The 17,567-nt window shown below is 36.3% G+C and carries 21 protein-coding genes; 2 read left to right on the top strand and 19 right to left on the bottom strand.

What is annotated here, in order from left to right:
- A complete protein-coding gene (locus WQ54_RS21475; protein WP_046587135.1) occupies positions 1-882 on the bottom strand; it encodes a carbon-nitrogen hydrolase family protein in 882 nt (293 codons plus the stop codon).
- Positions 883-1,413: 531 nt separating this feature from the next.
- A complete protein-coding gene (locus WQ54_RS21470) occupies positions 1,414-1,677 on the bottom strand; it encodes a hypothetical protein (protein ID WP_046587133.1) in 264 nt (87 codons plus the stop codon).
- A gap of 171 nt (positions 1,678-1,848) precedes the next feature.
- On the opposite strand from WQ54_RS21470, the gene WQ54_RS21465 reads away from it, so the two are divergent.
- Positions 1,849-2,211, top strand: a complete 363-nt coding sequence (locus WQ54_RS21465; protein WP_046587131.1) for a helix-turn-helix domain-containing protein — start codon at positions 1,849-1,851, stop codon at positions 2,209-2,211.
- 161 nt (positions 2,212-2,372) lie between these two features.
- On the opposite strand, the gene WQ54_RS21460 is transcribed toward WQ54_RS21465, so the two are convergent.
- Both WQ54_RS21460 and WQ54_RS21455 read right to left on the bottom strand, forming a co-directional pair.
- Positions 2,373-2,768, bottom strand: a complete 396-nt coding sequence (locus WQ54_RS21460) for a VOC family protein (RefSeq protein WP_046587129.1) — start codon at positions 2,766-2,768, stop codon at positions 2,373-2,375.
- A gap of 146 nt (positions 2,769-2,914) precedes the next feature.
- Positions 2,915-3,367: an SRPBCC family protein gene (locus WQ54_RS21455; RefSeq protein ID WP_052737897.1), complete on the bottom strand. Its 453-nt coding sequence runs from the start codon at positions 3,365-3,367 to the stop codon at positions 2,915-2,917.
- A gap of 474 nt (positions 3,368-3,841) precedes the next feature.
- Here WQ54_RS21455 and WQ54_RS21450 point away from each other — a divergent pair, with 474 nt between their 5' ends.
- Positions 3,842-4,249 (top strand): nuclear transport factor 2 family protein, encoded by a 408-nt coding sequence (locus WQ54_RS21450; protein ID WP_046587127.1) that lies wholly within the window; start codon positions 3,842-3,844, stop codon positions 4,247-4,249.
- Positions 4,250-4,427: 178 nt separating this feature from the next.
- On the opposite strand, the gene WQ54_RS21445 is transcribed toward WQ54_RS21450, so the two are convergent.
- From WQ54_RS21445 to WQ54_RS21375, 15 genes are all read right to left on the bottom strand, one after another.
- Positions 4,428-4,985, bottom strand: coding sequence for an HD domain-containing protein (locus tag WQ54_RS21445; protein WP_046587125.1), 558 nt, complete (start codon positions 4,983-4,985; stop codon positions 4,428-4,430).
- Positions 4,986-5,397: 412 nt separating this feature from the next.
- Positions 5,398-5,604 carry a hypothetical protein gene (locus tag WQ54_RS21440; protein WP_046587123.1) on the bottom strand — a complete coding sequence of 69 codons (207 nt, stop codon included), beginning with the start codon at positions 5,602-5,604 and terminating at the stop codon, positions 5,398-5,400.
- A 69-nt stretch (positions 5,605-5,673) separates the two neighbouring features.
- Complete coding sequence (locus WQ54_RS21435; RefSeq protein ID WP_156178042.1) at positions 5,674-6,555, bottom strand: type II toxin-antitoxin system SpoIISA family toxin; 882 nt, start codon at positions 6,553-6,555, stop codon at positions 5,674-5,676.
- 378 nt (positions 6,556-6,933) lie between these two features.
- Complete coding sequence (locus WQ54_RS21430) at positions 6,934-7,122, bottom strand: YezD family protein (protein WP_046587119.1); 189 nt, start codon at positions 7,120-7,122, stop codon at positions 6,934-6,936.
- Positions 7,106-7,555, bottom strand: a complete 450-nt coding sequence (locus WQ54_RS21425; protein WP_046587117.1) for an Rrf2 family transcriptional regulator — start codon at positions 7,553-7,555, stop codon at positions 7,106-7,108. Before WQ54_RS21425 ends, WQ54_RS21430 begins: the two co-directional genes overlap by 17 nt.
- A gap of 460 nt (positions 7,556-8,015) precedes the next feature.
- Positions 8,016-9,344 (bottom strand): LLM class flavin-dependent oxidoreductase, encoded by a 1,329-nt coding sequence (locus WQ54_RS21420; RefSeq protein ID WP_046587115.1) that lies wholly within the window; start codon positions 9,342-9,344, stop codon positions 8,016-8,018.
- A 39-nt stretch (positions 9,345-9,383) separates the two neighbouring features.
- The gene (gene resA, locus WQ54_RS21415; protein WP_052737915.1) at positions 9,384-9,908 is read right to left on the bottom strand and encodes a thiol-disulfide oxidoreductase ResA; all 525 of its coding nucleotides are present in this window, start codon (positions 9,906-9,908) and stop codon (positions 9,384-9,386) included.
- Positions 9,909-9,936: 28 nt separating this feature from the next.
- Positions 9,937-10,320: a FixH family protein gene (locus tag WQ54_RS21410; protein ID WP_046587113.1), complete on the bottom strand. Its 384-nt coding sequence runs from the start codon at positions 10,318-10,320 to the stop codon at positions 9,937-9,939.
- 11 nt (positions 10,321-10,331) lie between these two features.
- Complete coding sequence (locus WQ54_RS21405; protein WP_046587111.1) at positions 10,332-11,099, bottom strand: ABC transporter permease; 768 nt, start codon at positions 11,097-11,099, stop codon at positions 10,332-10,334.
- Positions 11,100-11,188: 89 nt separating this feature from the next.
- Positions 11,189-12,286, bottom strand: a complete 1,098-nt coding sequence (locus WQ54_RS21400; RefSeq protein ID WP_046587109.1) for an ABC transporter substrate-binding protein — start codon at positions 12,284-12,286, stop codon at positions 11,189-11,191.
- A gap of 50 nt (positions 12,287-12,336) precedes the next feature.
- A complete protein-coding gene (locus WQ54_RS21395) occupies positions 12,337-13,176 on the bottom strand; it encodes an ABC transporter ATP-binding protein (protein ID WP_046587107.1) in 840 nt (279 codons plus the stop codon).
- A 27-nt stretch (positions 13,177-13,203) separates the two neighbouring features.
- Positions 13,204-14,352, bottom strand: coding sequence for an acyl-CoA dehydrogenase family protein (locus WQ54_RS21390; RefSeq protein ID WP_046587105.1), 1,149 nt, complete (start codon positions 14,350-14,352; stop codon positions 13,204-13,206).
- 221 nt (positions 14,353-14,573) lie between these two features.
- Positions 14,574-15,356 carry an aliphatic sulfonate ABC transporter permease SsuC gene (gene ssuC / locus WQ54_RS21385; protein ID WP_046587103.1) on the bottom strand — a complete coding sequence of 261 codons (783 nt, stop codon included), beginning with the start codon at positions 15,354-15,356 and terminating at the stop codon, positions 14,574-14,576.
- Between the two features lie 32 nt (positions 15,357-15,388).
- On the bottom strand, positions 15,389-16,360 hold the full coding sequence (locus tag WQ54_RS21380; RefSeq protein WP_046587100.1) for an aliphatic sulfonate ABC transporter substrate-binding protein: 972 nt from the start codon (positions 16,358-16,360) through the stop codon (positions 15,389-15,391).
- A 61-nt stretch (positions 16,361-16,421) separates the two neighbouring features.
- Entirely contained in the window at positions 16,422-17,540 is a 1,119-nt protein-coding gene (locus WQ54_RS21375) for an LLM class flavin-dependent oxidoreductase (RefSeq protein ID WP_046587099.1), read from the bottom strand.
- Between the last annotated feature and the right edge of the window lie 27 nt (positions 17,541-17,567).

The following is a 17,567-nucleotide window of genomic DNA, read 5'->3' as shown; positions in this document are numbered from 1 at the left end:
TTATACGAGAGTTTTACTGACTGTTTTTTCCCAATCGGGATAAAGATCTGTTCGTCTGTCTCGCCAAGTTGTTACAGCACCATGTTTTCGAACCTGATAAAGTAGTTCTAAATCAAGATCTGCTGTCACAATCATATCCTGGTTAATTTCCCCTTCTGCCAAAATCCCTTTTGGTGGAAATGGAACATCATTTGGTGTGATGACTGCTGCTTGCCCAAAGTTACCCCGCATAAAATCAACCGTTTCAAGAGAGCCAACAGTGCCTGTTGTTACGACATATACTTGGTTTTCAATGGCTCTGGCATGGCTTGTATAACGAACACGGTGGAAGCCATGGCGATCATCTGTGCAAGATGGACAAAAAATCACGTCCGCTCCCTTTGCTTTTGCCATCCGGACAATCTCCGGGAACTCGATATCATAACAAGTTAACATAGCAACTGTTCCTTTTTCAGTCTCGAACACTTGCAGATCATCCCCTGCACTCATGTTCCATTCATTAACTTCGGTTGGAGTAATATGAAGCTTAGCTTGTTCAGCAACTCTTCCATCCGGATAAAACATATGAGCTACATTATATAATTTCCCGTCTTTATTTATAACATGTGTACCGGCAATAATATGCATTTTTGTTTTTATCGCAAGTGTCATAAATAATGAACGATATTGTTCCGTAAAATTAGGCAGCTGGTCAATCGTTAATGCTTCTCCAAACTCATTTTCGATCGACATTAATTGTGTCGTAAAAAATTCAGGGAATAAAATAAAATCTGATAAAAATTCTTGAGCGGTTTTGATATAATGCTCGACTTTCTTTGCAAATTGATCAAACGATTTAATCGTATGAAGATGATATTGTACGGCAGAAACTCTTAACTTCATTTATTCAACCTACTTTCTATCTAAATATCTAAGAAGATAAAACATTATTAATTTATACAAACTAATGACATTATGAAATAAATGAATAAATTTAACAAGTACCTACTTTTTTGTTACTCAGTTACCTGGAGGATACTATTGACAAACAAACTGAGGTCATTTTTGAAAGTATCCTTTTACATCCTATAAAGGAACTAAAAAATTTTCAGTTCATTTTTTAAAGAAATAGACATTTAAGGGGATGAGAAAGACAAAAATTCTTTAAGGGAACTGGTTAAAGTTGATTGGAAGCTGGTTGCGGGATCCTGCTTAGAGCAGCGGGTTAGGCGAATCCTCATAGGCGTATACGTCTTGAAGGCTCACAGCCATCACATTGGAAAGGGATTATTATCAACAAAGTTTGCGAAAACAGTCTTGGCTAAAAATAAGAAATTAATAAGGGAACCTGTCCAAAAGGAGAAAAAGCCGGGCTTTGGATTCTATTTCTTTAGAATCCCTCCCGGCTTAGAATGCAGCGGAACATTTTAACATTTAATGATATAAAGCTTTTATGGAATGCAGATCTTTTAATAATTCCTTGATTTCCTGTCTAGTAAATAATACAGGCATTTGATCATATAAGGTAAGAACTTGTCCTCCCTCTTCCTGCTGATGCTTACTCAAGTATTCATATAATGCATTTAGCTGTTGTTCCTTAAGTGTTGTTTCTGTAGAAAATGACTTTATTTCTTGTAAAGCAAATTCGTTCTTATCCTTATCAAACTCACCTGAAATAATGCCGCCTGATATTTTCATCTCAACACTCCCACATTTTTACCGCCGTTATATTATTACATTACCCATATCAGGCAAAACATATCGTTTTTTATAATAGAAACTAACAGAGAATAACGATTATAATGACATAGTACATATTTTTACGAATTATGGTTTGAAAAAGAACCTGTTGGCAAGGGGGAAGGTCGAATGGATAGATATTTAAATCAATCATTTAATTGTGAAAAGGAATTAACACTTTCAATAATTGGCGGTAAATGGAAGATGATTATCATCTGGCATCTTGGGAAAGAAGGGACAAAAAGATTTAGTGAATTGAAGGCTCTTTTGCCCAATATTACGCAAAAAATGTTAACCAATCAATTAAGAGAATTAGAAGAGGACCAAATCATTCATCGTGAAGTTTATCCTGTTGTTCCACCTAGAGTAGAGTATTCATTAAAGGAGCAGGGACGAACACTTATGCCTATTTTGGAATCCATGTATGAATGGGGAAAAAATTATATGGAAACCGTTGTAAAGGCCGAAGAACATGAAGAGGATTCCGTTTAATTTTTGGTCTACATTGATTAGGAATATTTGAAGGTCTGATAAATGATGCCTGTCCTCTAGTATGAAACACTTTTGTCCATTGCAGGACAGGCACTAATTAAAGTCAGCATTAAAGAGGATTTATTTCTGATAATGTAGTGGAAGAATAATTTCGTGATTGTCTATTTTGCGTTTTCATCTGGTTGATGAATGCCAAAAACATTTCCCTCGGTATCAACATAGTAACCCTGCCACGCCATTCCAGGCAGTGCATATTTTGGCAAGGCAACCTGTCCTCCATTTTTTAGAATTTTCGCCTCAATCGAATCGTAATCTTCCACACCCATTGTACAAGCATAGCCATTCATAGGCTGGTTTCTTTCTGGGGAAGGACCTTGTCGCTGCATCAAAGCGCCATTAATTCCTGGTTCATTGGCATCACCGGTCACAGCTCCAAAATATGGCATTCCAGCGTATTCACTCCAATCTTCAAATGTCCAGCCAAATACCTCACCATAAAACGTTTTTGCCCGCTCCATTTCATCCACATGAATTTCGAAATGAATTAATCTACCCATTATTTCCACCTCATTAATCAATTTTTTAATTTCTTAAAGCATATACGTATGTTTTTCTCCCTAATGTTTCAATAATCCTTTTTTATTAAAGTAATATATGTAAATTTATTTAACTCTGCCCTTAATCTAAAACCTGTTCCATCCACTCATTTCTCCAAATAGCCCTTTAACGCATCTAAATCTTTAGCGCAGGCTTTTTTAAAGGCTCCTGCCATCATTTTTCCAAAAAATTTAGCTAAACCGGTAAGTCCCTTTATCTCACCGTACAAGCTAACCTCTGTAGAATCATTTGTTGAAGCAAGTATGTATGTAAACACAAATTCTCCTTTACCTGTTGTTCCTTTTGTTCCGTCACAGCGTAGTACAATTTTATCAGGTTCATTTAGTTCAACAACTTCAAAATGTTCAGTAGCCTCTTTTCCAAACATCTTTCTTGTTTCTTTCCACTGGCTTCCAACCCTTAAAGGGCCTTCGTCTAATCGATTTATTCCTACAAAACCTTGCATCCATTGCTTGGCAGAATCAAGATCAAGCAAACCTTCATATGCTTTTTGTTTGGGTACCTTGATGATTCTTTTCACGTCAAAATGTATACTCAAGGTGTCTCCTCCTTAAAATTTTTTTCTTAAAAGTATATCATATTACCAAAAATTTCTCCCAATTCCCCATTATCACAGCTTAACTCTATAATCCCTTGAAACGGAAATATGATTCTTATTCTTATATACCTTTAGAACGTATCTAAAAAATTGTATTTGAAAAAAAATAGAAGAATGGAAAGAAACCACTTACCACTTACATTTCCTGCTGTTTTTTGTTTGAAAATAAAGACGCATCCATTACCTTATTTAATGTTGAATCGATTTTCTTGTCCTTTTCTATAACCTCAATCAACATTTGTTCCTTTAATTATTAAAGGAACAAATGTTCGAAAAATCAATATACAAAAAAACCGATACATCCACCTTTACTTTAGTTATCGCATGACGAATTATCGTCAAAATTGACATGTTTTTTTCAATACCTTAAACTTCTAATCATTCATATACAAAATTAATTCTTGAATAGAAAGGATGATTTACTTGAATATAGAACATTCGTCTGCATCGACAAATTCCCCCAAAGAGAAAGCGGTATCATTCTTGCGGCTCGTAGCATCAGGACATGTTCGCGAAGCATACAAAAGGTACATAGGATCTGACTTTTGTCACCACAACCCCTATTTCCGCGGTGATGCGGACTCTCTTATGATTGCGATGGAAGAGAATGCAGCAAAAAACCCTCACAAAATCCTTGAGGTCAAACGTGCTATTCAGGAGAAAGATACTGTTGCGGTTCACTCACATGTTAAGCAGAATTCAGATGATCTTGGAGGGGCTGTTGTCCATATCTTTCGTTTCCAGGATAACCAAATTGTTGAGTTATGGGATATTGGTCAGCCTATACCAGAGGAGTCCCCTAATGAAAATGGGATGTTCTAAACTACGATATGAATTTGCTGCTGATTATACTATTTTCATTAAACAATAGTTAACCCTCAATAACACGTGTCTTTTTTTACTTTTTAGTTCGAAATCTAGGCTAACAAAATAGGAGATTGCGTGTATTCGTTTTTTTTGTAAATCCAGAATGCCATTAAGTTAAAAAATCAGATCCCCATTATTCATGATGGAAGTGCGAGCCAAATACCGACTCCACTTCCTTTTCAAGCTCTCCAATCAGCGCGAATTCATTTCGGCGTGGTGATAATGCCTTAATAATCCCTGTATAATACCATTGTTGATCACGTTTTCCGCGGTTGAAACGTTCCCAGATTTTTTCTCCCTGTATGATAAGATCTGCATGAATGCTTCTTAAGTTATGTAATTTATCTGCTGTAATAATTTTAATTTCATCTAAGCCAGCATGTTTCAATGCATCAATCGTGTGCTGCTTTCTCTGCTCCCACGGCAAGCTCTTGTCACGCTCAGATGCCGCCAGGACAAGACGTGCAATTTGCTTGCCAAATTGATTCTCTAAATCCTCGTATGTGGCAGATGTGTCTTCAATCGTATCATGCAATATACCGGCAGCAATCACTTCATCTGTACACTGCTCTTTTTGCAACAGCATACCGACTGCAAATGGATGAGTAATATATGGAATGTTTGTTGCTTTTCTCGTTTGTCCATCATGCGCTGCTGCTGCGAAGTTAATCGCTTGTTCAATTATACTCATTTCATATCCTCCAAAATTTTACGTTATATGATTTCCTTCCTAAGATATCATTGTACTCCATTAAGATTGCCTATAGTCATAAGCTGATAGCTTTGTTGCAAAAAATTTATACATTCATCCTTATACACTTATCTCATCTGTCTTAAGACACAAAAAAGACAGATGAGAAATCATCTGTCTTTCTTCAATCGATTGAGTTGTTCTTTAATCTTATTGTTTAGTGATAACAACTGATGGTGTTCCTTATTTCTGTTTGGTAACGTACCAGAAGGCTTGTCTAATAAAAAAGGACTTTTTTTCTTCCTTTCTCCCATCTTTTCCACTCCCATACAGCAACTCTTAACAAGTATATTTACTGTATGGCCATTTTATGAGAGTTTTAGCCGTAAACCACAAACAGTCTGATCAAGAACTATTCCGCTTTATGCACTCTGCCTCTGTATTGTTTTAGCTGTTCTACCGCTTTATCGCTTCTTTCAAATAAGTCTCTTGTATATAATGATGGAGTAGTATGCGGGACTGTGCGAGTGGCATTTTCTAATAAAAAAGGTGATTTTGATTTCGCCTTGTGTTTTTCTATAGGAGTTGTCCCATATTCACCTGCTATTGCTCTTTCCATTTCATCCACTCCTTTACCCTTTATTTCCCTTGATTGGATCAAAATAAACTTATTTCATCTACTTAATCCTCATGTTTGTTTTTTTAACCAGCTATGTATTAAGGATAAGTTGACAATATGATCAGTGTCAATATCAAGAATGTCCTTTTCTCCGAAAATTGATATGACGACTGGAAATACTCTTTCAATGTATGGAATCAGGATGGTCCTTCTGTCAATGTGAAGAAGTTTTTGTTCCTCTAATAAAGCAATTTCCTTATCAGTCAAATCCACTCCCATGACAGTTCCTATTTCTTGTTTGAAAAATGATTGATCATCAAACTTAAATACAGTAATGCTTTGCCTGCAAGTCTCCCCGTATATGGAAAGAAAATCTTCTAAACTGCCTCGGTATTCATCTATATTAAACCATTGCTGTGTTCCGAACAAAGAAGTGTCCAGCCTATCTAATATATTGGTATATTGCCAGCTTCTATTTTGTGTTTGGACGATGACTTTTTTCATTTCATCATTTACGTTCTCCATTTCATTGATTTGTTCCATTTCTGCCCCTGCAATTTTTTTAATTGAAGGTGTTAAAAATAGCGCTAAATCAACGAATATAAACATTCCTGCCAGCAAGGTATATCCCTGCCATTTTTGTGCATCAAAGCCTGTTTCGCTAAGCATAAAAACAATCCCTATTAGAAAGAGAAAGTACCAGGTTCTTCTTAAATTTTGCCTCTGTTTATTAAAAAATTCCGAGAAAGCCCAGCTGCAATATAGTATTGCTGCCGTGAAACCAATTAACATGAGCCATTTATGTTTTATGATAAATGTTAGGACTGCTTTATTCCATTGGTTCATGACAAAAAGAAGAACAGCAACAATCACAATAGGAACCACTATTTTTATAAATACCTTAAAACGATCGGATTGATACCATGCTTTTGTTGTCTCGTTAATTTCCATTATTCACCTCCTTCTTTATTCTAACAACGCTGAGAAGAAATATATAGAAGGAATTGTGGTATTTTTCACCTTCATTTATTTGTCTCATTAAATCGATAAATAAGACTTCAAATGGAATCACTGTAAGATTAATAAAAAGCAATATTCACAAGTTTGCTGTCTACTAGAAAGAGTATTCCTGCTGGTCAGTTTACATAATATATTTATAGATAACTAACTGTTTATTCTATACCTATCGAAAGGATCATTACGGCTTTCCTTTTTTAACCAACAAAAAAGCCTCTGTCAGTGAGAAGACGGAGGCTTTTGAGTTTTTAAGTTCCTACTTATATGGAAGAACATGTTATTGAAAATTGTTCATGTTTTGTTTTCCCTAGATTAGTAATTTTTTAATTGCTTTACATTTTCATTGCTTTTTTTCATGGCAAAACGGTATTTCTCACCTTTTTCAATTTGGGTAACTTGTGAATCATGAACTGTAATTTGCACGGTTCCATACTCGATATTTTCCAAAAAACTAACGATTTTTTCGATAACAGCCTGATCAATTTTATTTTTTGAAGACAACTAACTCATCCCCTTCAAGTAAATGTATTTTATTTAAAAGTAAATCTTCAAGAGTCGTACGATCAAGAACATAAGAGATCGTATCTCTGACAAGAGACCATAGCGGCTTTAATTGACATCCTGCCTCTAATGGACAAGGTTCATATTTTGTAATGGATGCACAGCTCATTGGAGATAAAGGTCCCTCTAACTTTCGAATAACTTCACCAATGTTAATTTGTTGCGCCTCTTTATGGAGAAAATAGCCTCCACGTGCTCCTCTTTTACTTTTTACGAAATCCAATTTTTTTAATTGCAGTAATATTTGTTCTAAATAATTGATCGTAACAAGAGTTTTATCAGAGATTTCTTGAATGGTCATTACCTGACCTTGTTGCTGACCTAAAACCAATAAGGCCCTTAATGCATATTCACCTTTACTAGAAACCTTCATTTTTTCCTCCTGTAAAGTTGAGTGAATTAGTCAACTTTAACCCAAAGTTTTTTGTTTAGTAAACTTGTTTACATTTTAATTCCGACATTCCCTATTGGTTATGTTTGTTTTTGTTTATCATATTATGAAAGTTTAGAAAAATCAACCACTTTTTTCAAATTAAATTTATTTCAATTTACGATTGTTTTCTGCATTATGGGCTGTGGTATCTAATGGATTAATTCTTTTGTAGTAGTTTCCTGTTTTCACTATTTTTTCAAAAGGAAATAGAGAAGAATATAGGTTTTAAGAAGGTATTCAGTCCTAGTTCAATTTCTTTCTTGCTAAGTAAATAGAAAAAGCCAATACATCAAAAAAATGATGAAAAAGGCTTTTCATTCATGACAAAAAGTTTCTGCATTCATCAACTGCAGGAACCAGGAGTGTAAACGTCATTAGTGATTCTTTCACTTATAGACCTTTATCGTTGTAATACGTTTTTTGAATAGCGATTTTCGGGTATGTTCAATCCTAGATGTCCTCGTAGAGTATCATGCTCATATTCCGTTCTAAATAACCCCCGTTCTTGTAGAATAGGAACAACTCGTTCAACAAATTCAGGAAGACCTTTTGGTGTTGCAGCACCAATAATAAATCCATCACTTGCTTCTTCCTCCATCCATTCCTGTAGAAGGTCGGCTACTTTTTCAGGGGTTCCAACAAATTGTCCTTTTGGCGTTGCAATATTCACCGCAACTTGTCGAAGGGTTAAATTTTTTTCTTTAGCCATTTGCTTAATTTTATCTGATGTTCCACGATGGCTGTCACTCCCTAAATCACCCAAATCCGGAAATGGTTCATCCAATGGGTATTGTGAGAAATCATGGTCATCAAATGGCCTGCCCAAAGCATGAAGTGCTTTATCAATCGATACTAGGTTGGCAATTTCTTGTTGCTTTCTGTTTGCTTCCTCCTGTGTATCTCCAATAACCGGAATAATACCAGGTAATACAAATAGCTTATCAGGGTTACGGCCGAATTCTTTTGCTCTTCTTTTTAAATCTTTATAGAATTTCTTTGCTTCTTCTTTTATTTCAAATCCTGAAAAAATCGAATCTGCATATTTAGCAGCAAAATTTCTCCCGTCCTCTGATACACCGGCTTGAAAAATAACCGGCTGTCCTTGTTTTGAACGGGCGATATTTAACGGACCTTTCACAGAGAAATACTTGCCTTTATGGTTCAACGTATGCAGCTTTTCTTTATCAAAAAAGCGACCAGTTTCTTTATCATGAAGGAAAGCATCATCTTCCCACGAATCCCACAGCCCCTTAGTCACTTCAAGGAATTCTTGTGCTATTTTATACCGCTCTGCATGTGACGGATGTTCTTTTCTACTATAATTATCAGCTGATCCTGAAAGCCAAGATGTTACAACATTCCAACCTGCTCTTCCATGACTGATATGGTCAAGAGAAGAGAATTGTCTCGCAACTGTATAAGGTTCACTGTAGCTAACTGTAACCGTGCCTACCAATCCAATTTTAGAAGTATTGGCTGCAATCGCCGACAAAATTGTCAAAGGTTCAAATCTATTTAAATAATGGGGACTAGAATTCTCATTAATTGATACACTATCCGCAATAAAGACAAAATCAAATTTCCCTTCTTCCGCTTTTTGCGCTTGTTCCTTATAAAAATCAAAGTTTGTACTGGCGTTTGGCAAAGAATCAGGATGTCTCCAATCTGCCCAGCCGCCACCAACACCATGGATCATGGCTCCTAATTTTAATGTTTTGTTCTTTGACATGTATACTCCCCCTACTTTCATAAGCTTTGTCACTAGACGTTATGGTTGAATCATTTCTATTCCTTTTTTAAGTTTTGCTTCTGTCAACTCACCGGAAACTTTATCGATAATTTCACCGTTGGAATCAATGAAAAATGTAATTGGTAGATTTTGAACTTGATATTGTTCAGCCACTACTCCATCTCGATCGAGTAAAATTTGAAAAGTTAAATTTTTATTTGTCACATACTGATTGACAAGTAGAGTCGGCTCAGCAACATTTACCGCCAAAATATCTACCCCTTGGTTTTTATATTTCTGATACGCGTTCTCAAGATAGGGCATCTCCTTTTCACAAGGTGGGCAGTACGTTGCCCAAAAGTTAAGGACAATCCCCTTGCCGCCATGATCAGACAATGTTTGTTCTATTCGGTCTAAATGTTTCAGGGTGAAATCTGGTGCTGTATACCCAACTTTTGCTGCAACAACTTCTTGTTCCTTAAAGACCTCGTTATAAAAGACATAGACTGCTGCAATGATCAAAATTGATAAAAAACTTAGACGGACAATCAAAATCGTTTTCATTTTTATTGGCATCCCATCCGTCCTCTCATCAAGGTAATACCTTGATTTCAAATATTGGCATCTCATGAACATTTCCTATAGATACGTGTGACACAATCTGATATTCTCCCTCTTCATCGAAAATCGTTTCGATTTGATACTTTCCATCTCCGATATATTCAGGAGTGACGAAACCTATTTGAGCTCCATTCTTTTTAATAAGCTCAAATTCAACTTCGGCTTTTTCATTCACTTCGGCACCGTTTATTGTAACTAAAGCAGTAATCTTCACTGGCTTTAATAATTGGATTTGTTTTGGAATACTGGTTACTGCCACATCAAGACCAATTGTTTTAGAGGTCTTGGCTTCCTCTTTCGCTGTGCATCCACCGAGTATTAATAAGCAACCTATTAATAAAATAAGGAATCTCATTTTTCTGCTTCTTACTCGGAATCCGTTTTTAGATTCGTCCAAAACAGGACCTGTTTCTTTAATTTTTCAAAAAATAATAAAGCAATCAAAATTACAGCACTATTAAAAATCATACCAGCGATGACATAATCATATTGTGCAAAATCTGTATAATATTGTATAAAGTAGCCCATCCCGGATTCAGCTCCAAACATTTCAGCCATCGTTAAAATCAGGAACGACATGATTAATGCTGACCCGGCACCACTTAAAATGTGAGGTGAAGCGGCTGGGATAATCACTTTAAACAAAAAGTCATTCCCTTTTAAACCTAATATTTTCGCATTATCTAAATAATGTTTATCAATGATTAATACACCTTGAAGAGATCCTAAAAAAATGGGCCAAAACGTTCCAATAAAAATCAAAAAGATAGAAGCAGATTGAAAACTTGGCAATACAGCAATCGCATAAGGAATAAATATTGTTGGCGGTAAAGGGCTCAGCAAATGGATATAAGGCATTAATATATGTCGAACACTGGTAGAAAGACCAAGAAAGACGCCTCCACCAATACCTAAAATAATTGACCCCATGTATGCAGGGACCAATAACTTGAGAGAACTAAGCAATCCCAACAATAATTCTTTTCCATCAGAAAGAAACACCCCAAATACTTTCCCTAATCCCGGGAAAATAACTGGATTTAAACTGCCGTATCTGGTAAGAGTCTCCCATATCAGGATAAAAGCTACTCCAATAAAAATAGTTATCGTATATTTTTTGAGAAATGTTTTCAAAAGTATATCTCCTTTCTATCTAATTGCTTATCATCCAAACGATTAACTATGGCCATAGCATGTAACAGTTCCTGTGCAGCTTTATCCATCTATACATTTTGTTCATTAAATCTCTCTAATTGCTTTTCATAATATGTTTTATCCTCAGGGTATTCTTTTATTAATTCATTTAATGCTTTTTCATAGAGATCCAAATTAATATAATCTTGAATGTTAAGATCTTCTGCATTTTCAACATAGCCAATCTCTTTCATCTGTTCCCACATTTTTTTCACTTCTTTACTATTAGGATCTGGTGAATAGTGGGCATGTTCTTCATTGACAATTGAATTGACGGTTGCATCATCTAATTTTAAATGCTTTTGTGCAGCTTTTACCGCTTCTTCTGGTTGATCATTTTTTACACGTTCAGCTCGAATTAAAGCTTTTAAAAATCGTTTGTAAGCTTCACCTTGGTCTTCTGTTAATAGATCTTTTCTTGTCACAACACGGCAGCAAACGTGAGTTGGATTTAAATCATTGCTCCAAGCGATAACAGCAAGCTTTTGCTCTTTTGCTTTTAAATATGTTGAGCCTGCTGAAACGGCAACATCAACTTTTCCACTTGAAATGGCTTGAAGTAAATCTCCTCCTGTTTTAAATTCAACAATGTCCAGATCTTTTTTCCAGTCAATTCCTGCTTCTGCAAGTGCGGAACGAAACACTATATCGGAAGTAAACATACGAATTGTTCCTACTTTCTTACCCTTATAATCTTCCAATGTTTTATATTTAGCTTTATCTTTCTCCTGAACTAAAATCGGATGTCCCCCTTCTAAATGGCCCCCAATAATTGAGAAATCAGATCCCTTTGAAATAAAAGTTAGAGGTGCTGCTGTTCCAAATGTCATCCCTAAATCAATTTTTCCAGCTTGAAGAGCATTCAGTCCATCCGCAGATGATGCAAAGCCGATCCCTTCCACTTTCAAATTTTCATCATCAAAAAATCCTTCAAGATCCGCAACATCGAACAAAGCAGCACCTGTACCTTGACCATATCCCACTTTTAGTTCATACACTTTCTCTTCTTTTGTTTCAGTGGAACTAACTTCCTTTGTTTCTGTATTTGCTCCGCATCCAGCTAAAGTAACAGCTGCCGTTAGGGTGGCAAGTATCGCTTTAAGTTTAAAATGACTGCCAATATTCATAACTTTCCCTCCCCTTAATATCTTTCCTTTTTATAGTCCAGCGAATAAAATTATTTAATCTGTTCTTCTATGTTTTCAAGTAACCCTTGGTTCATAATGGAGAAAATATGTTCTCTGAATCTAGTAAATTCACTGCTACTAAACAATTTCTTTCGATTTCTAGGTTTGCTAAACGGAACATCTACACTTGTTGTTGTAACTCCTTCAGATCCTAGTGAGAACATAACAATCCTGTCTGCTAAATAGATGGCTTCATCGGCATCATGTGTAACAAACACAATGGTCCGCTTTTGATCCCTGCTAATACGTAAGATTAAATCTTGCAAATGGATACGGGTTATCGCATCTAAAGCACCAAATGGCTCATCCATTAACAGCAAATCTGATCCAAACGCTAATGCCCTGGCAATCGCTGCACGCTGTTTCATTCCTCCTGACATTTGCCCAGGATATTTTTTTACAGCATGGCCCAATTGAACAAGTAGTAAATATTCTTCTGCAATCTGTTGCAATTCTTTTTTCGTTTTCTTGCCCTTTAATTTTTGTTTAAGGGCAAGAACAATGTTTTCTTCTGCGGATAACCATGGAAATAATGAGTAATCTTGAAAGACAACACTACAATCCGGTGTCTTTGTTGTTGAGGATACTCCATTTATTATGATATCACCTTGGTTTGGTTGTTCTAACCCGGCCATCAATCTGAGAAACGTACTCTTTCCACAACCACTTGGTCCCATTATGACTAAAAATTCGCTTTCTATTACTTCTAGATTAATATCCTTTAATACTTCTACATTTTGATACTTAAAAGAAACCGATTTTGCTTCTATTTTTTTATGCATATGTTCCATTTGGTCTTGCGGCTGTTGTACCTCCAATACTTGATTCATCTATTCCCCTCCTATGCCCTTTATCATTTATTCATGCAAGATCCACTTTCCTAGATCTTGAATGACCGGATCTACTGGACCATGTAATGTCATGGTGCGCATATTTCTCCAATAGCGATCAAACCCATAGTGACTCGAGGTTGCTCTGCTTCCCATTACTTCAAATATACGTGAAGTGATATCTAATCCGGCTCTTGTCAAAAAGACCTTTGTTGAATATACGGCATAATCCAATTCTTTTCTTTCATCCTCTTGAACAGCTTTCCCTTTGTCCCATAATCGTTGAAACATTCCAGCTGTTTTTTCTACAAGTAACCGGGCAGCCTCTATTTGAACATAAAATTCACCATAATGCCGCTGAATACTCGGGTCATCAATGGCAGAGTTTTCCTTTTGGGAATGTGGCCTTGTTTTTGACACAGTATATTTCTTCGCTTCTTCAAAAGCCCCTTCCATAATGCCAAGAAAGAGATGATTAAGAATGAAATGAGAAATATGAATTCGCAGTTTTGCAAATTCGTTAGCCTTCAAATCATTTCGCAAGACTTCCTCTTCCTTCACCATCACATTCGTAAAGGTAATAGAACCGCTATCTGTTTGTCTTTGGCCAAAACTATCCCAATCACCGTTTATGATGACTCCTTCACGATTTGTTGGAATGACCGCAATCAGCAGTTCTTCTTGATCATCGCATACTGCTGAAAGAATGAGATGATCTGAATCGACACTTCCTGTACAAAACGTTTTCACTCCATTCAGGACAAGATGTCCGTTTTCTTTATGTGCTTGTAATTTGATATCAACTGGATTAAAGGCATTCCCCCAAAACCAATTATTTTTGGCAGTTTCAGAATAATAGTATTCTTGCTGTTTAGCATCTCCCCAAAGATGTGGAGTAATGAGATTGACAAAATGATATCCATATACATGTGCTAATGAACTATCATATCTTGCAAAGATTCTCACAATTGTAACAACGTCCGTCCACGTTCCTCCTAAGCCTCCGTATTGCTGTGGGATAAGGACTTTTAGTAAACCACTTTCACGAATTAAATCTCGCTCGACCTTTGGACTTCCTCCCCTTACATCTCTTTCAGCTGCATTTTCATAAAACTTTCTAGCAAGATCATTTGCAATCTCTATGCTTGATTGACTAATAGCTGTAGGTGCAGTCATACGTATTTCTCCTTTCTATCCAAGATGTAACCATTACTTTATCAAACCTTTTAAAGCTGCGTGAAAATATAAAAAGTCCAATAACACCAAAGTGTTATTGGACCTCCAGATATCTGGTCAGCCATCAATTATTAAATCCCTAAAAATAGAGAGTTTAAAGATAGACTAATTTATGTTTTGTATGTTTCATCCAATAGCTTGAATGTATGAAACGAACAATTTCATTTATTTTTTTGATAGACTGGATTCCATTTGAGCAAGTGTCGTTCAAAAAGCTTTGCCATATAGTCTGCCAATTTTCCTAGCAGTGCATATAATAAAATGGCTAAGACAACGATATCCAACTGCATAAATTCTCTTGCATTCATTGCCATATATCCTATCCCTGAGCTTGCTGCCACTGTTTCAGCAACAATTAATGTCAGCCACATGATTCCAAGCGCATAACGAAAGCCTACAAGAATGGATGGCAGAGCACCTCGGAATATGATTTTAGAAAATAGCTTCCATCTGGATAAACGGTAAACCTCCCCCATTTCAATCAGTCCCTTATCTACAGAACGAATACCATGATACGTATTAATATAGATTGGAAAAAATACACCGATTATCACCAAAAATATCTTTGCTTCCTCCCCTACACCAAACCATAAAATAACGATTGGTATTAGCGCTAAATGAGGGATATTCCTAAGCATTTGGATCGTCGTATCAAAATGTCTTTCTAAGACAGGATACATACCATTTAGTAATCCAAAGATCAATCCTAGTCCGCCGCCAATTAAAAAACCAATGAAAGCACGCGTAAAACTAACCCATATATTTGTCAATAACTCTCCATTCATCGTCAACGCAGCACCTGCTTTAATGACCTCCAAAGGAGATGGCAATACTTTCCCGGAAATCCAGCCAGTTACCGTTAATAACTGCCAGGAGATAATGATCAAAACTGGAATCAACCATGGTGCAGCCCGGTTATAAGCCTTTATGCTTTTTTTTGTCATATGCATACTCCTCTCTAAACAGATGTTGATTACTAATCTGCTGGATTCCAAACAAACTCGTTGATATTAACTGTATTTTCAGTTAATCCAATTTTTAATAAGTTGTCAGCTTGTGCCTGTAAATCCTCCACCGCTTTTTCATCCATAAAAAATACGTCTGACTTTTTCCTGCTTAAAACTTTTTCCCATGTTTCCTTCGGGATATTTGTTTCTTTTTGCAGTAATTCAGCAGCTTCTTTCGGATTTTTATCAATCTCTTTTCCTACCAATGCTAGATGCTCTATAAATTTCTCCACTAATTCAGGATGATCTTTGGCAAATGCTGAGCTGGTAAAATAAAAGGAACGATACGGCACACTTGCTGGATTCTGTAAAATGATATTGCCCTTACTTTCCGATACTGACAAATACGGATCCCATACAACCCATGCATCTACTTCACCTTGCTCAAAAGCAACACTTGCATCAGGAGGATTTAAAAATACTGGTTCCACATCACTTATGGTCAGACCGGCTGAATCTAACGATTGTGTTATTAAATATTGAGAAATTGATGCCTTATTAAAAGCAATCTTTTTCCCCTTTAAATCCTTTATTGACTTGATGTTAGAATCTTTAGAAACTAAAATTCCTTGTGAAGAGGGTGATGAAAGCTCGCTTGCTATATATTTAAAATCGCTGCCCTTCGCCAGAGCAAAAATGGATGGTATATCTCCTGCACCTGCAAAGTCTATACTTCCAGCATTTAAAGCTTCAAGTATGGAACTACCTGTATTAAACTCTGACCATTTCACTGTATATCCTTCTGTTTCTAATTCCTTTTGAAGGTCCTGGTTATTTTTAAGCGTTAGTGTTGTTCCATTTTTTTGATAACCTATTTTTACTTCTCCTTTGTTGTTATTCTCGTTGTCACCTGTTGCTACTCCGCAGGCAGTAAGAAGAAGAGAAAAAGCCAAAAGGGTAATTAGCAAGAATGCTTTTTTACTATATCTATTTTGTCTCATCGTTGTTTCTCCCATCAATTGAATTAAATTTGTCTTTTAAAACGTTCAGTTCTACTTGTTTTTATACATGTTGTCTTAGGGCTAATCTTTCATGAACTTTTGGAATGACTGATCTTCCTATTTGTTCAATTGTTTCCAAGTGTGGAAACCCTCTTAACAGAATTTTCTCGAATCCCAATTCAATATATTCCATAATACGATCGGCTATTTGGTCAGGTGTTCCCACAAGTGCAATTGAATTTCCTGACAAAACTTGAGTCAATCCCGCCCATAAGTTAGGCCCGATTCTAAAGTTATTGTCTTTGTACTTTTCCATTAACTGATGAAGCCTTTTTACTCCAACTGAATCTCCTTTAGCCATCATCTTTGCTTTATTTTGCACGATATTGGCTGTTGCTTTACCAATTAGTCGATCTGCATTTTCCCAAGCCTCTACTTCTGTTTCACCAAGGACAACTTGAAATGAAACACTATAGCTTAATTTTCGTTGATGTTTGGCAGAACGGTCTTTCATCTCCTCAATTCTTTCCTTTATATTTTCAAGCGTTTCTCCCCACATCATGTAAACATCAGATTGAGATGCAGCCACTTCCTTTCCAGTATCAGAGGCTCCGCCAAAAAAGATTGGCGGGGTTTCTTTTGGTCTTGGAAATAGGGATGCATCTTTTAAATGAAAAAAAGTTCCTTGATGATTAACGTGTTCCTCTGTAAATAATTTTTTTAGTACATGAATAAACTCTTGAGTTCGCTGGTAACGCTTTTCATGATCCAGATGGTCACCTTCAGATGCTAATTCAATTGGAGATCCTCCCGTTACAATATTCACTAATGCTCTGCCGCCTGACCAATAATCAACTGTTGAAAACTGTTTTGCAAAAGCAACAGGTCCAATTGATCCAGGACGCACAGCAAAAAGAAATTTTAGTTTATTTGTATGTCCGATTAAATTGGCAGCAACTGCTAACGAATCAAGACATCCAGCTCCAGTTGGCAATAAAAGAGTGGAAAACCCGCCATTTTCTGCAGCCTGCGCAATAGCTTTAATATATTCAAAAGTTGGTTGACGCTCAGCACCTTCATCTGTTCCCGTCCAACTATTCACTTTTTCATTTCCCGGATGAGACCATCCCACATATTCACTGTCACCAGAAGTTGGTGCCATAGTAATAAATTCAACCATTCTCCGTTCCTCCCATATGTCGTAATT

The organism is Bacillus sp. SA1-12 (assembly GCF_000981385.1).
GTDB lineage: Bacteria > Bacillota > Bacilli > Bacillales > Bacillaceae > Metabacillus.
Note: the sequence above shows the minus strand (reverse complement) of the source record. Positions and strands in the feature narration are given on the sequence as shown.